Source organism: Endozoicomonas sp. SESOKO4, from assembly GCF_024606275.1.
In genome coordinates, this window is record NZ_JAHHPS010000180.1 from 1 (window position 1) to 17,155 (window position 17,155).

General features: G+C 52.0%; 2 protein-coding genes. Both read left to right on the forward strand.

Annotation, left to right across the window (positions count from 1 at the left end; all coding sequences use genetic code 11):
* Positions 1-6 precede the first annotated feature (6 nt).
* Positions 7-8,838, forward strand: coding sequence for a calcium-binding protein (locus KDK16_RS03410; protein WP_257274693.1), 8,832 nt, complete (start codon positions 7-9; stop codon positions 8,836-8,838).
* A 114-nt stretch (positions 8,839-8,952) separates the two neighbouring features.
* The coding region (locus KDK16_RS03415) for a TcdA/TcdB catalytic glycosyltransferase domain-containing protein (protein WP_257274694.1) at positions 8,953-17,155 on the forward strand (8,203 nt) is incomplete at its 3' end.

The window sequence follows — 17,155 nt, forward strand, 5'->3', positions numbered from 1 at the left end:
CAGGGAGTGACCGATGCAGTCACGGCCATACTGCCTGACAGCGACATCCGTGTCATCAAAAACCTTAACGCTCTTTCAGGTGGGATTTCGAAACCGAAAAAAACCTGGGCCGCCTCATTGGAAAACGCCTGCGCAGAGGTTGCCCGGGGGCTGGGTTGGGAGAGCTTTGATACTGGCCTGCTGGCTAATATGAATCAGGATGTGCGCACCGTATTCAATGAGGCAGTAAAACTGCGACGGGATGTCGGAAAGCCGTTCCAGTTACCTGTTAACCCGCACGAGCCAAGGTCTGTGCAAGCTCTGCCGGGGCAGGACAAGACCATTGCAACCCTCGCCAGCAGTCCCCGGCGTGTCGTTATGGCAGACGGTGACAGCCGTTATATAAAAATCACCCCGGCAGGTCCGGGCAACCCTTTTCCAACCCTGTCATCCCAGTCACAGGAAGGCCTGAAGAAGTTATTACGGCAACCCCTTAATCCGGGTGAAAACGCTTCGGGCACACAGGCTTACCTGTCACAGCTGGCGGACTCTTATGATACTTTCGATGAACTTAAGGCCATTGACGCTACCGGTCAGATTAATACCGTTATTGACAAGATGGACACGGCTACCCGGCAGCGCTTTGCCAGGGAGTTCCTGCAATATACCCGGCAGTCAGCCATCCCGGCAGACCTGGCAGAGACCATAGCCGGGAAATTGCTTATGGTAGAGGTCAGCGCGCTGGCTTCCCTGCCTGACAGGATTTCCCCCGAGCTTTATCAGCGGCTTAACGGGCTACTGAACCTGGCCGGGAAAAGGGAATTTTCAGTGACCTTTGGCGGCCTGACGGTTCAGGTGTTCACCGACCCCTCAATCACCGCCGATGCCTCCTACCTGATGCCTGCCCAACGCACACTGGTGCTGGGCAATGGCACTGCCAGCCCGCTGACCGCAGCGGCAGCACTGGCCTTACTGCAAGCGGGTAAAGCACTGACACCGGAAGATCAGGCAAAATCATTCCTCGCTCTGCAACAGAGGCGGATCAGACTGCCAAAGGATGTGGACAGCCTGTCGCCGGATGTGCTGGTCAGCGAGTTCATGGTTAAACAGGGCAAGCTGACAGTCTCCGGCCTGCTGGAACGTCTGACCAGTTTTATCGGGCTGGCGGACAGACTGAACCGGGAGGGTTCCTCCGAAGCCCGCCTTCTGGCCGGGGAGATTCGCCAGAAGGTTGCTGACAGCGTTGCCGCACTCAGGAGTGGTATTGATGTTGACCGGATGGCGGGGCTCGTTGATATCAGCAACCGCGATTTCGACAAGGCCCTGCAGAATCTGGACAAGGCCGGTTTGCCAGACGGCCAGGCAACCAGGCTGCCTGTCGCAGACTGCGTGCTGTGCGACGGTTCCGGACCGACCAGGACCATAATGGCCCTGATGGACCGGGTCAGCGGGCACCTGGATGACATTGAGGTCAGTGACCGCTTCAACAGGGTCAGGCAGGCTGCCGGAGACAAAGGGTTGCTGGCAGACGCCTTCCTGCTACTGGAACAGGGACGCTTTGCGGCGGTGGCCACTGAAGACCCTCTGGACACCCCGGAGTTCCGCAAAAAGCTTCTTGACCTCTTCCGGCAGACACTTCGGGAACGGCAGGGGCTGACGCCAGAGCAAGCCATTGACCGGGTGGTCACTTTGCTCAATGACTCGGGCTACAGTGCCGACGACACCCGCTATTTAAAGGGAAAGCTGCTTGGCAACCGGGAATTCATGGAACAGCTCAGGACCGGCGGGGATGGTGCTGATCCGAACGATATCAGATCAGGCAAGCCGAAGAGTAAGTGGCAAAAATTTACCAACACGCTCGGGAAAATCAGCAATAGCAAAAAATACGTGCGCTCCAGAAGGGCTTACGGCTCGGGGATGTCCGTGGCTGGCCTTGTCAGTGGTATTCAGACCCTCGAAAACCTGGAGAAATACGGAGACGCACTGTCTGATGAAACCAGGAACCTGGCCTATGCCGGGGCAGGTCTGTCGATTGGCGGCTCAGTTTACAGTGCGGCCATGACCGCCCATTGGCTGCTGAGCGGCAGCAAACGCATTGGCAAAGCCGTTACAACAGGCACCACCACTCTCAAGACCATGAAGACCACCACCAGAGCCTCAAGGGCCTCAAGGTTCGCGACCACAATGGTGCCGGGATTTGGCAATGCCATTAGCATTGCCAGTGCCGCGGTTTCGATAGCCGCATCTGAAAAGTCCGCAGAAGAAGCAAGAAAGAGTGGCAACCATGCTCAGGTCGGTTATCACAGGGTCATGATAGCCCTGAGTGCGATTTCCATTGGCCTTGATGTACTGGGTTTGGCGCTGGACTTTATCTGTCCCAAGCTGGGTATTCTCGTAGACCTGATCAGCGAGATACTCGGTTGGATTCAGACCGCCATCGCAGAATGTATGCCGCCCAACAATGCCTACCAGGAGTTCGAGGCAATACTGGCCAGCGATGGCTTCAATCAATACATTGACGACATGGCCGGGTCCTTTGAAGAAAAAGGATTTTCAAGGTTTGAGTACCACGCCGATGCCACTGAGTTTCTTGACCAGAGAAAGTTTGAGGAAAACCTGGAAGAACTGTTGATATCCCGGAAAAGATCACTGTCCGGGACCAAAAAAGGCCTTGCCTTTCTGGACTCGACCAACCGGAAACGAGCAAAGGCAGGGACAAAATTGGCAGACCATATGGTGGGCAAGAAAGGCTTCAAGATATTTTATGGTTTAGGTGGCAATGACACCCTGGTCGCTGACGAGGGGGAGCTCCATGGCGGATCAGGCCATGACCAGCTGATCCTTGAGACAGGTGAAGTATACGGGGGCAGGGACAATGATGTTATCCGGATTAAAAAGACCGGGAAAGCGTATGGAGGGCCTGGTGATGACGATATCTGGATTGGCGAGTCAGGGGTGGCCTATGGCGGTAGAGGCAACGATGTCCTGCGTCTGCCCCATGAGGGGGTCGGCTATGGCGGACCGGGCAACGACACCCTCATTAACGGCAGGCTACAGGACGGTGGCTCCGGTCATGATCTTCTCCTGGATGACCTTGGCCGTATCAAACAGGTTGATGGTGCAGGCAATGACCGGTTTAAACCGGGTATAGGTCGGGGGATCATTATCGGGGGACCTGGCAATGACACCCTGATTATGCCAACCGAGATCAAGATTCCTAAAACTAACTTCTTTGGCGGCTTTCTGGAAACGGGTATGAAGTACTTTCACCTTCGCCAGACCGACTCCGTCGCATTATTCGAGGTTCACCTGCGAAGCGGACAATGGCGTAGCCGTTTTGCTGAATACCTGGAATACCACAATCTTAAACGCCATGCACCGGATGGCAGGGAAACGCCGGGAGGCGCTATTTTCAGTCTCTTTGGCGTACCGGATAATGGTTTTGATATCAACCCACGCCACAACTACCCTGAGAGCGATCTTTACCCAAACAAACTTTATATTGCCTCGCTGTCAGAGATAAGAGCGGACTACCAACGTAAAGAAATTCACAAAAGATTGATCTCCGAACGTGTGCTGACGGGTTATGACGAAAAGCACACGAACGTAAAACGGGTCTCTGATAAATACGGCCATCAGGAATACTTTGACGTGGGCGAAGTTTTTTTTAAACACGCCTATCACTGGGGAGGGCCCACACAAGAAGGCCATATGTATTTATCAACAGCAGGCCTTTACCTGCTATCAAACGGGGATTTGTACTATTTCAGCGAGCGTGGACTGAGGGAGCGCAGCCGAAGGGAGAAAGTCAATGAGTCCAGTGTATTTTACACAACCCTGTGTCAGCTATTGGAAACCGGGGGGACCGTTACCGGCATTGAAACGGTGGTGGGGTCAGAGCAGGGTCTGAGGGCGATCGGGACGTTTCAGCCCGACAACATTTATTTCAATAGTGGTAAAAATGAGGCCTTTACCCTGGGCGGGAACGATTTTGTCCATGCCGGCAATGGCACCGGGATTAACTGGATACATCTGGGATCCGGTGATGACCTGGCATTGTTGGGTGATGGCTTGAACGAGGTCCATGGAGGCCCTGGCACGGACACCGTGTCTTACCGTCTCAGGAAAAAAGGTCTTAAACTGGACCTCACCCACCGGAACCTCTATGGCCTACAGCCAGCAGAGCAGCTGACAGAGGTGGAGGTCATCCAGGGTTCCCCGGGCAATGACACCCTCCTGGGAGACCACCGTAATACCGTTTTCGTGGTCACCAATGGCACCAATACCCTGGATGTCCGGGGCGGCAACGACACCGTGACCGCCAACGGCGGAAAAACGTCTGTCCGGTTACGCAGTGGCTTTAACACGGTATTACTGGGTGAGGGCAGGCACGAGGTATACACAGGCACTCATTCGGACACCCTCTGGCTGCGTCGTGGCAGCGATCTTGGCAACCACCGCATTCACGGTCATAAACACCAGAAGCCGCCAACAGGAAAATGGCCCGTGCTGGTCATCCGTTGGGAAAAATCGGGTGAATCGTGCCGTGACCCGCAAAAGGCCAGTTTGACCATCAATTCTTTTGACGAGAGCCTGAATCTGTTTTTTAGCCCTGAAATACCGCGTCAGAGCGTCACCCTTGACTTTCACACTGATGGTTTACGTCATTTCGAAACAGTACAAGCCAACCCCGTTATCCTTTATTGGGAGCAAGCGGCAGGCAACCCCCCTTCCCTGCCAATGACCGAGGCCCTGACCCGCCTGAGGAACAGTACTCTCTCGATTTATGTTGATTCAGACAGGGAACCCTGCCAGGTCAAAAAGAGAGTGGAGGACTACACCTTTTCCACAGGGGAGATGCTGGCATTCTTAAATCGCTATCCTGAAAAACCCTTAGGTGAATTCCCCCCGGCCAAATGGCGTGACGAAGCTGAACTGAAGAGCCTTGCCGATGAGGGAAAAAACCTGGGCGCCGGCCTGCACCGGATTGGCAGTCGGGAAAGCAACAATGTCAGGCTGGAGATTGAGTTTCGTTTCGACTCTTCCACATGCACCCCCCACAGTGGTGTTTTACGCAAGCTGACCCTGAAGCCGGGCGAACAGCAGGTGCTCTTTGAAGGCGTCACCCCTCTCATGAAGAAGTATCTGCACCCGGTCGAGAACGGTCCTCTCGTTCTCTCTTCAAGACCGCGGCACATACTGACTTTAAAACTGGTTAAAACCCATGCAGACGGTCGCAGACAACATCACGGTCGCCATACGGTATCAGAGTTAAAACCGGTCTCAAAAAAATGGGCCGAACTGTTCCCCGGTCAGCCAATGGCACAAGCCCTGACCATGCTCGAGATACGTCATACCTTTGACAGGGACACAACTTTTCTTAGGCTATGCAAGACCTCCAAGGCATTCAGCAGCTCTGTGGTTTTACCGGCTGTTCACCTTGACTTGTCATCAGCCTCACACTCTGGCATCCCCATCGTTGTCGGCGGCCCGGGCAATGACCGGCTAACAGGCAACCCCTTCACAGATAATGTATTGCTTGGCATGGGGGGGCGTGACATTTTGAAGGATATGGGAGGGAATAACCAGTTCATTGTCGGCATGGGCAATACCACCGTTATTGCTGCCAATGAGGGACACAACCAGTTAATACACGACAAGTCTTCTGTATTTTACGATGTCCGGCTCCTGCGGAAAGGCTCCAGAAGTATCAGTATCAAAGTCGCCTCAACCTATCAACTGGATGGGATGACCGTCAACGTCACGGAGGGGATCGCACAGACCCGATGGCGAAATACTGACGTAACGGACAGCTGGCGTTATCACCAGACGGTATTCAAAGGGATCGACCAGATTGCCGGGACTTCGGGCGATGATACTTTCTTTGGCAGCAATGGTACGGATATTTTCAGCACCGGGGGCGGCCTGGACAAGGTGAGCATGGGGGACGGAGACGACCGGATCATCCTTAACGCCCCCTGGCAAAATGGCACCTTCCTGGACGGGGGCGGCGGCGCCAATACGCTGCTCTTTAAATGGCCCGTTAGTGATGATGTAACGGTTGACCTGAAGGAAGGTTTAACGGTCAGGAACCTTATCCTGGAGGACACCGGAGATGACCACAACCTGCTATTTTCCGGTGATGATGACGCTGACATTTATGTGTCCAGAGGTTCCCTCTTTAAATTTGATGGCAGAGGGGGGGATGATTACCTTTTCCTGCTAAAGCTGCCGGCGTTTATCCACTTGGACGGTGGCCCGGGAAAAGACACAATCGACTTCAGCCAGGCAACCCTTGCCCCGGAATTTGTCCGGCTCCGGCTGTCTGTGGATCTGGTCCCGGCGAGTCCCTCGTGTCCTCCGAACGGCTCGCTGCCCTGCCCTTTGGATACTCACATCGAAGGGGGTTGGTCTTTTACCCTCAGATCATCCGAATCGCAGGGCACCTATGACACATTTCCGTCCGTTATCAAGAACTTTGAGATTATCAAAGGCCCGGCCAGCAACGATATTTTCACCATTCCGGCCCTCGCTGGCCTTGTCTTTGATGGCGGAGACGGTGATGACCGGTTCGATATTTACGATACACGCATCAAGCGCAACAGCAACAGCACCTCAATCACCACCACCATAGGAGGACCCGGGCACAACAGGCATTATGGCAGTCGGAAAGCTGACCGGATGGTGGCGAACCTGGGGCCTGACCTTCTTTCCGGCAAACTGGGCCCGGATATTTACGTTATCCACCGGCAGGCCAATGGCACCCGAATCATTGACCGGGACAACGGGAATAGCCTGATATTGCACGGGGTACAACCCGAAAAACTGGACTGGCAGCTGACCAGAAATTATGCCCACCTGAAGGTTCTGAATAACGGTCAGTTATTTTTCACCATCAATTTACGGCACGTTCCCCGTTGTGTACGTCATGATGGCAGTCTGGCCACCGGGCACTTTATCGACAGACTGGCAGAGCATTTCTGGCGTCTGGTAACGGTTGATCCGGCCAACAATGGAACTAATGTGCTGACCAGCAAAAAACTTCGGAATTACTATTACTCCAGGCTGGCGGGTGACAAACGGCTGGACAACACTTACCGGCTGGAAAATGTCACGGCACCGGTGCGGGGCGGGCCAGGTAATGACGTGTTCTTCATTTCTGGTACTGTCAAGCCGGGGGTTGGGCTGTTCGGGGATTCGGGAAATGATATTTTCCACCTCAAAAGCAGTGGTGCCAGTGTACACCCCGGCCCCGGCAATAACCTTGTTAGCCTGGAGCTGAAGAATGCAGAGGAAAGTACAGAAAAAAATGAAACAGTAAAGATATTCTTTGCTCGCTCTTCGTTTAACCGGGTTCACCTGAGCGGTGTCAACCTCATCGATTTGCAGGCAGCAAGCTGGCGTTCGCCGAATACACACCATGCCACGGGCAGAAGTGATCAGGCTCACTGTCCGGCAGGTTTGAAGCGCCTGATGCCCCCTCCGGTTACCGGCGGCCGCTTTATCCTGGCGGCCCGGGTGCGACGGATCTTCCCCCCCGACAGTCGAGCACCAGCCGAGGTCAAACTGATTCATTTTGCCGGGGCTGACGGCTCCGATGCCATCAGCTTGAACCTGAAGAGACATGACGGACTGGAGATCAGGCTAACGCATGGTACCAGTGTCTTTCACAGCAGGGTCAAGCAATTTTTCACCTCTCCTCGTCAACACCTGGCCATGACCATAGATGACAGTGGGTTTCTAACCATCTACCGGGATGGCCAGGCTGTTTACGCGGCGCAGGCCCTCAAGCCACCCAGGAAAGTTCGGGGGCAGAACTGTTATGTCGTTGACATACCAAAGCCGACGGTTAACCAAACCAATGATGTAGCCGTTGATCAACTGATCATCAACCAGCATCTCCCATCGCCTGAAGGCATAAAAATGATGGCATCCGGTGCGAACCCTCTGGTGAGGATTGGCAGCTGGCGCAACCCTCACCTTGTCTATGCCAATGATTGGCCGGACAGCCTGGAGCTGGACGACGGGGCTCTGGATGACAAGACGTTTATTGATAAACGGCTGGGGTCTGGTTATTCATTGCTACAGAAAACGGTTCCCGGACATCAGTATGTAATGGATGAAAAGAGCTCCATTTACCGCTTTGCTGACAATGGTATCCATAACGGTGGCCAATGGTATTTATCAAATGCCACTGGCAAAGCTGACCAGCTCGAAGTTGAAACCCATCCCTGCCAGACGTTGCACTATCAGAAAGCGGGTGAGGATCTGATCCTGACTATCGCACCGAATGATAGCCTGCTGAAGAACAGAAAAAATGGCACAGCGCCGGCAGATTCGTCCCGACAGAAGCACCTTTGGGTGCTGGATTTTTTCAGCGAGGAAGGCGAGACCATTGAGCGCCTGATCGTCAATAACAAGGTGTTGAGTAAGAGCGACGTTCTTGCCAAAGTGGATGCCAAAGTGGACACCCCACAGCCACGTAGCAAGCGCTCACTGAATGAGAACATTACAGAGAGTGAATTGGCCGTGGCCGACAGAGTCGATGGAGGTAATGAAACTCTACCCTTTCTGAACAGGATCATTCGCACGGGGCAACGGCTGCTGAATTACCTGAGCAGTCTGACCGGAGGTGAGCAAAACGACGTTGAAGCAGGCAAGGCAGAAACTGAACGACACGTGACAGCTAGACTGAAGAATACGGAAATGAACCGACACTACCAGCGTCTGGTGCAGGAAATCAGTACCCTGTCGGGCAATCGCAGTGGCGAGAACTTGTCTTTTGTACCGTCAGCAAGCCATAAAACGACACAAAACCTGACGACTCCGCAACCTTTGACTAGGATAAGCGCTGGCTGATAGCACTTATACGAGCGGCGAACGGTAGATTGTATGTAAGACTGAATGAAACGCTGCAGGGTGGTTTAATCAGCCCAGTCCCGAACAACTCGCCAGTTTCGGAGAGCTTACCCTATGCCTGCCAATCGAACTGATACGATTCCTCCCAATCCTCCTCCCGAACGACAGTGGCTTGAGACCAGCGATGGCTGGTTTTACTCCGCCATTGTTGACACAGATACTTTTAAAATCGGTCTGTCGATGAATCGACCGGGCTCGGCTTTTGCCACGCCTGCGTACATCAGTACCGTCAGGACAGCCATTGACAGGGCCTTCTGGTTGATTGAGCAGTCAGGTTTATTTCCGCACCACATACACCGGAATGTCAGCATTATCTTTTCTGACTCTGACTTAGCGGGTCAGAATGTTTTTTATGACGATGATGGTGTCACTTTGTTAATCGGGCAATCGATCATCAATCCATCATCATTACCCCAGACTTCTGGCAAACCCGCCAGTCTGGCAGAGACTCCCGGAGTTGACCGGCTTGTTGCCACTTTGCTGAATCACATGGCAATAGTCGTTTATGAGGCTTGTGATCCCAATGCCTTCTGGTCAGAATTTCAGGCACGGCATGATGGTGTCGAAGAGAGTGATGCTACAGAGAATGGTAGCGGTTTTATCCAGTCTCCCATTACCCATCCTGATGACGCGGTTTCCACTGTCGCCACTGAAACACAGCTCGGTTTTATCGCTGAAACGCTGGCTGCCAAGTGGTTGAATCAGAAATTATCTCCGGCTTCACGTCATTGGCTGGAGGTTTTGCTTCCCGGTCTGTTCAAAGCCTCACCCCCCGACAAGCCCCCTACCCCCCTGAGTGCCAGACTCAGGGCTTATCACTGGCATTCCAAAAACCACCTTGATCGAACGCTTGCCGGGCTCAAAACAGAGCCGAGCTTTTCATCAGGCAATGTTACAAGCGAAGCAACCCCTTCATCAGGCAATGTCACCGGGCCAGTGCCTGACAATTATTTTGCCTTCACGCCCGTCGCACCGCTTTTACGCATCAACGAGACAATGGCCTTTCCCGCTTTTGGCACAGGTTACTGTACCCGCGTACAGGGAACGGAAATAGGTGTCAGGGTTTACCCCCAGGGGGACGCAGCTCCACCACTGCGGCTGGTCGACATAACCCTTGACGTGGAAAGCTATCAATCACTGGCTTACAAGGATCCAACACAAACTCTCCAGCGGCTGGTTTTTGACCTTGAGACATTAGCCGGACTGTTTCTATACGGTGGTTTTAACGAACAGTTGCTGGCCTTTCTTCACGGACTTCAGGATGCCAGTGATCCGGTGGGATCGACAAACCCCGATCACAAGATTCCTCTGATCAAGGCAGAGTCCGACCGATTATTCATTGACAGTGACGCAACTTTCACAAACGGCAGCCAACCACTGGTTCGCCTGGGGTTGGCCGATCTTTCCCGGCACTCTGCCGAGGCGCTTGGGCGCGGACTGTCGGCCCTGCTGATACCAACATGGCGAGAGACCCTGACGGACAATCCCGTGGCTGTGGCCGGTATCGAGCAGCTGTGGGGGATCACTGGCAACAGGCTGGAAGCGTTGCAACCGAATTATGGATTGGATGAACGTTATCAGGCCCGGCAATGGCCACAACAGTCAGGTGTTGTCTACCAGCGACTGGTGGCAGGTCAGCGCCATAACCTCAGGAAACGGGGCGGCACTGCGAGAGACTTTGTTGATGCCGTCCGCGAACTGTATCTGGATGACGGGCTGGCGTCAGCACTTGCCAGAGTCATGGAAGACCAGCAACCATTGACGGAGAGTACCGTTACAGCTGGGGAAATGGCGGACTTGCTCCAGGCCATCATCATGGTTTACAACGAGCAATCATTGCGCAGTGAACAATGGGCTTTCCGCAGGGCTATTGATGACAGCCTGGACTGGCTGACCGCTAAAGACCCTGACAATCCGGCCCTGGCAAACCTTAAGCGACTCAAAAGAAATGATGAGGCACAACAGGATGGCTACGATGGCCTGACCGAAATGGAACCGGTGCCGTTCTTTGACAACACCACCAGCAGCATCCGGGGCCGGTTCTTTACCCTCACGGCTCTGGGTGACTGGATAGGGGTTTACCTGTCGCCGGACTACCTGACCGGTTCCAGTAACGAAACCATCGTCAGTGACCTGCGCCGACTGGTGGACGCCAGCGACCTGTTCAGGCATCAGTTGAACAATACCAACGAGTTCCAGAGGCTGTCGGGCAATGTAACCTCCCCAATAAGGCCCAACACCCTTGGCGATATTCACGACATTGGTTTGCTGGAAGTGCCCCCTGAAGAACGGAACAGGACGATTCCGGGAGAGTATGTCAGCCTGATCATCCCCGGTCACAATGGCGCGTCTCCCGGCGGTAAATCCGGCCCACTGGCCTACCTGCTCACCCGACATGGTGCGGAAAATGACACCGTCCATGACCCTGCCACAGAGAACCGGACTGCCCTTGCACCCGTCAACCAAACCGTCAATAACGGCACCTTCACGCTCATCCATTTTGATCCGGGCTGGGGGGGCGTGCCCTTTGGTGCCGGATGGCTGTCAGACCATGTTTCGTTCTTTTTTCAGTTAAAGAAAGCATTCCAACTGGCACTCGGCATAAAGCCGGAAGAGGATGCCAACAGGATCAAAAACCGGATTCGTACTGAGCTCGGTTTGCCACGGGACTATTCTGAAAACTATCCCGGACAGAACAGATTAGCCGTAGTAGACCCCCGTCAGGTAATGATCAAAGAAGCCCTGCCCGTACAGGTAAGGTTTAATCAAACGACAGCGACAGACACCAGCAAATCCGTGCGCCTGGCGGTGACCGGATATGGCTCACTGGGACGTCATCTGGAACTGACGGCAGAGCCTGACAAAAACGGCACCTATCGTCTGCAACTGGCTTCCATTGGCAGGATGACAACGAATGATGGTCTTCAGCCACCCCCACTGCATGAGTATCCGGAAATGACCAAACCGGTGGGAAGACACAGGGTTCGCCGTGCCGATCCTGATCCTGCTGAGGGCTCAGACTCGAAATTAATCGACAAACTGATTCCTGACGCCAAGACGTTCCATATGGAATATGCAGCGATATTACAGTACCAACGCATCCTGAACGCAGACTTGAACAGACGTTTTGAAGACCTGTTCTCATCTTTTATGAGCCTTGATAGTTCTCGCCATGGGAATGCTCCATCAACCTTTGCTTCGGCATTAAGGGTCTACGAAAAACTCACCGACCTGATCGGGAACCACCCTCAGGAAACCGGCGTAAAATTTGCGAAACTGGCTACAGACATCCGGAGCTGGTTTGAAAGCAATATGAAGTCAGTCCCTCCACGGCTGCATTTTGTTAGCGTTAACCCAACCGATGGGGAGCTGAATTATATCCGGTCATGGATTTTAGCAAATTCAGAGTCCGTTTTAAGAATAAACCTCTGGCATGACCCGAATGCAATGCTCGCCGGTGTGCTCGCCGAAGCTCTTAAAGAATCTGTGACCAGTAAATTGACCGGTCAGTCCGATCCCGGTAATCCATCTGATTTTGAATCGGATTTACTGAAAGAACTGATGAGGTTACAAGATGAGGCCTGGAAAGCCATAGAGCCAAAAATGGCAAGTGGCCAGCTGTTTGATCAGGCGGCGAAGGATTTTCTGATAGACCATCTCAAATACAAGACGGACATTGACAAACAAAAAGCCCAAACGCTGGAATCCTTCCGGCAATTTGAAAAGGAAATAACGTCTTCTTACCCCGGGGCCAAGTTTTCCCTCAAAGATATTAATGAGCTCTGGACCAGTGCCTACGGGGAAGATGGTCAGAAAGCCAAAAAGCACTATTACAGGGAACTGGGATTGCGTGGTCATCAGCCTGCGGCCAACGCACTGGTGAAAATCAAGGTGATTAGCACTCTCGGTGGTCTTTATTCTGATACGTCGCTTTCGCCTGCATTGAATGAGGATCTTTTCAAGGGTATTGATTATTCAGGCGTCAGCAAAGCAGATTGGGACAGGGTAAAGACATTACAGACACAGCTGGTCATCCAAAGGCTTGGCAAAGAATTCCTTCCTGATAATCAGGACCCTGCCATTAAACAGAAAGTTTCAGAAGATATCGCCTGGTTCGGTGAAAAATACCCTGGGTTGAAGAGCGACATTGAACAGCTTGTGGCAAATGCTGATCCCTCTCAACTGTTTAAGCCTTTGGGAAAAGTTAAAGTCATGCCCTACCAGGCCTACGTGCCATCAGAAAAAAATCCGGGTTTATTTTTCGCGGCAAGACCGGGCAACCCAACCATAGAGTTAGCTTATGACACCCTCTTATCACAATTCGAAGAGGTTGATCGATTTAAAGTGTCCGGTTTGACGAATTGGAATGCTGCCAGACTCAGAGAAACATTTTTAATCGGGGAAAGGATTGCTGACGCGGCATTGGCTTATTACCGAATCGGAGGTGTACGAGAGTTTGCGAAAGGCTATCGAATCCTGAATGGCGATAACGCACTGCAGGAAAGCAAGATTGCAATGAGTTGGACTGCAGGCTACAAAGCTTTGCTGGCTGCTCTGCAATTGTCTCCCGGAGATCACTTTACCCTTTCTAGCGAAGCGGCTGCTGCCCGGGATCAGGAAAATGATATCAGACGCTATATAAACACAGATCCCCGGAAGCATAGCCAATACCGTCAACAACTGGTTATCCAGATGGGGTCTGGCGATGATAACCCTATTAGCAAGGCCAGCCGTTACCTGTTTCGCAAATATAAAAATCGCCAACAAACGGGAGGCAGTGAGCCTTCAGTCCGTTGGCTGGTCATTGAGAACGATGATTGGTCAGATGGCGAGACGGGCGCAAAGATCAATAGTGCCGATATTGGCAAACTGCTGGGCGATGATAGCCGAATTCATGTGGTAGGCCTGGGTGAATCCAAAGACGGGGAATTTACCCTGGGCGGGCAAACCGCGTCAGACCTGTCAAAAAAAATTAATGAATTGATCGGTGATACCCCGGTTAAAACCATTAACCTGGTTGGCTCAGGTGTCGATCACGACGGGCTTGTCAGCCAATACCTGAAAGATATCCTGAAAGCGACAAAAACCCGGACAGTGACCGCCCGTGACGGTCTTTTGAGAGTCGATATCTGGGGACGTCTGTGGGTTGGCCTGCTTTCAGAGACGGGTCTGGTGACCTGGTCACTGGCCGACAAACCTGACAAGCTCAAAGCACTTCGCATCAGTAACGGTGACATCACCGTCGAAAGATTGCCTAAAAAAGACCAGTTTGCTGAAGGTGCTATTGGACTGCGGGAGCTGCCCTCTGCGCTGTTACAAAACAGTGGCTTGCTGGGGCCCGTTAATCCCGATCATGCAATACCGACTCTGGAGATGTTCAGGCGCAGCCTTAAGCCGCATCTGGGAGCTCTCAGTTCAGATGATTTAAAATCGCTGGAGAAAAAAATTGCACAATTTGACCGGTTTCGCCAAGAGGGGACTGCCCTTAAAAAATACGCCCTTGTCTATCGTATGCAGGAAAACCTGCCCGGTACTGCTCTTGGAAAAGCAGTCGTCTCGCACCTGGTCGCCACAATAAAACAGTACCTGCTGGACGCTTTGGTCGAGGTACCCAAAAAGCTTCACACTATCTGGATTGGTCCTCTCAAAAAAGGTGTTGTAGACGATCTCAAGATCTGGGCTTCACAGGTTCCCTCCTGGTCTTTGACGCTCTGGCACGATCCACAAGCGTTTTTAGCGCCCATACTTACCCGGGAAATACTTAAGGCTGTTGCCGCTGAGAAAATACCCGAATCATTCCTGAAAAAAGAAAATACCAGGGTTGAATTTGTGGAACGTGTTAATCAGCTGCAAGATCTGGCTTATAGCACTATAAAAAAAGGCATCGCCCGGGGTAAAACCTTCGACGACATGGCAAAAGCGTTTTTAGTTAACCATTTGGGTATGGATCGAAGCGAGTTAGAGAAAATACAAGAAGAAAGCCCGAAGCAACTCAGGACGTTTGGCGACGAGCTGGCCAAACTTAAGAGCAACCCTGATTCCGGTAAATTCAGGCTGGCAGATATCAATACACTCTGGCAGGCAGGCAATGAAGCCAGCCTGAGAAAGTGGTACGTGAAAGAACTTGGGCAAAGGGGGATTTTAGCCGCAGCAGCAGATTTGGTAAGAGTGGAAGTTCTTGCCAGAGACAAGGAAGGAGGGGGTGTCTATTTGGATGTTGATATACTACCTGCTTTTAACAAGGAATTGTTTAAACACATTAAATTTCCGAAATATTTTTTATTTGGCGGCGAGCTGATTGGTCCGGGTTACCCCGTTAACCATGCAATTATTAACTATCTTGCCCAGAAAGGGCCGGAACAGCTGTTTTTTGGCAGGACACCTGATCCGGAAGAAGAGAAATACTACGACAGAATAAAGGAAGAATACCCTGATTTAATAAAAGCTATTGAAGAAGCTATAGCCAATCACGGCAAAAAACCTCTTTTTGTCTTTCAAGATTCGCTCAGGGTTATTCCTGGTTCAGTGGAAATAAAATCAAGGTATGAAAAAAAGATACATCTCAACAATAACTTAATTATCGCGCCACCTGACAGCGAGGTTCTCGAGGCAGTTAAGAAAAATATTATAAAACGTTATCAATTGATTGAACGTTTAAATCTCGACAACCCACTAAGAGTTTCTAATACCGATATAAATAAAACTGCAAAATTAATCGCCAGGGAATTGAATATTGATCAGAAAATCGCCCACAGTTTTTTTAATTATCGTAAAGATGGAATACTGCCACATTCCAGATCAACAATGTATATATCCGGGGTGAATGGATTTCAAACAGTCTCCGCGAATTATTTGTCTGCTTTTTTTTCAAGGAAAGACCTTTTTGGTTTTGAACCAAAATCCTATTTCATGCAAATCAATCCATTAGCAAAGATTGATTTAATCAGTGACGATACTGATGAAAGCCCCAGTAGCTGGATACCCGGAACTGATAAAACCGAGCGTTATGCCCTGACCTCTGAGCAAGACAGCCGTTATAAAAACCAGGTCATTCTTCAACTGGGTGACAGCGACAATGAAACCAGTGCCAGCCTTTATCTGGCCAACAAATACCAACCCGATTTCAGCCAACTTATACGACTAAAGTCTGATGGAACCCCGATTGATCCGAAGACAGGACACGACATTGAGCTTGAGGCATTGCAAGCTGATTTTCTTAAAGACGACACCCGCATTATTGTAGTTGGCCACGGCAGTAAGGTTCAGGGGGAAAAGTCCGGTTCCGACCAGTTTTTGCTGGGCGGGAAGACGGTTGAGCAACTGGCCGATGTGCTAAAGCGATTAACCAGCGGTCGGTTTGTCCATACCGTCAGTTTGGTGGGCTGTGGTGCTGATGCCAGTGGGGAGCATTACCCCGTAGAAGTTTTCGCCAGAAAGCTGTTTGGTGAAATCCGGACAAAACGAATCAGTGTCCGTAACGCCCTGGTGGCGGTTGATGAGCTTGGGCGCAAATGGACCGGCACCGTGCCCGTTGATGGCGATGTCCTGTGGTCACAGTCAGACCATCGCGTCAAGCTGGTACTTGAGAAAGACGAACAGGGGCAGTTAATGGCCCGCCAGCTTCCGGTTACAGAAGGGCTGGTGAAAAAACTCCGGAACTTGCCCGCTTTGCCCCGCGGCAGGGATTATGTGCGCTTGGGTATCGATCGTGACGATGCTTTCGACCGGGCCAGAAATTTACTGCTTAGTACGTTTATCGAAAACAATAACAGGCTGCCACTCTCCGACCTGATTGAGCAATACAACCGTCGACTGCAACAACACACCGGTGATGACTTTTCCCCTTACCAGTTGATGCCGTTGCCGGTTGCCGATGCCGAGCGGTCTCTTACACAGGCCAGGATACCAACAGAGCGTCACATGAGCGCCTTTGTCCGTGCAGACTCAATCGGAGACCCGTTGTCTGGAGTTGGCCTGCTGGCCTATGGCGACCGCTTTGCGCAGGAGAATTTTTTCCGAATCCAGCAGGCGGGCTATCAGCTGGCCCGTAACGTTAAAAGCCTGCCATTAGACGCGATGGCAGCATTGTTCACTCGTCTGCTGCTTGGGTCTTTGCAGGACATTGTGGCACCCGGTGGCAATGACATAAACCCGTTCAGGGTCTCCGGCCCTGACCTGCTGGTTTCTACATTGGCAAAAGATGACCTGTTTGCCCTCCATGCCCAACAGTTAAAAAATGACTTTTCCGAATTGGGCC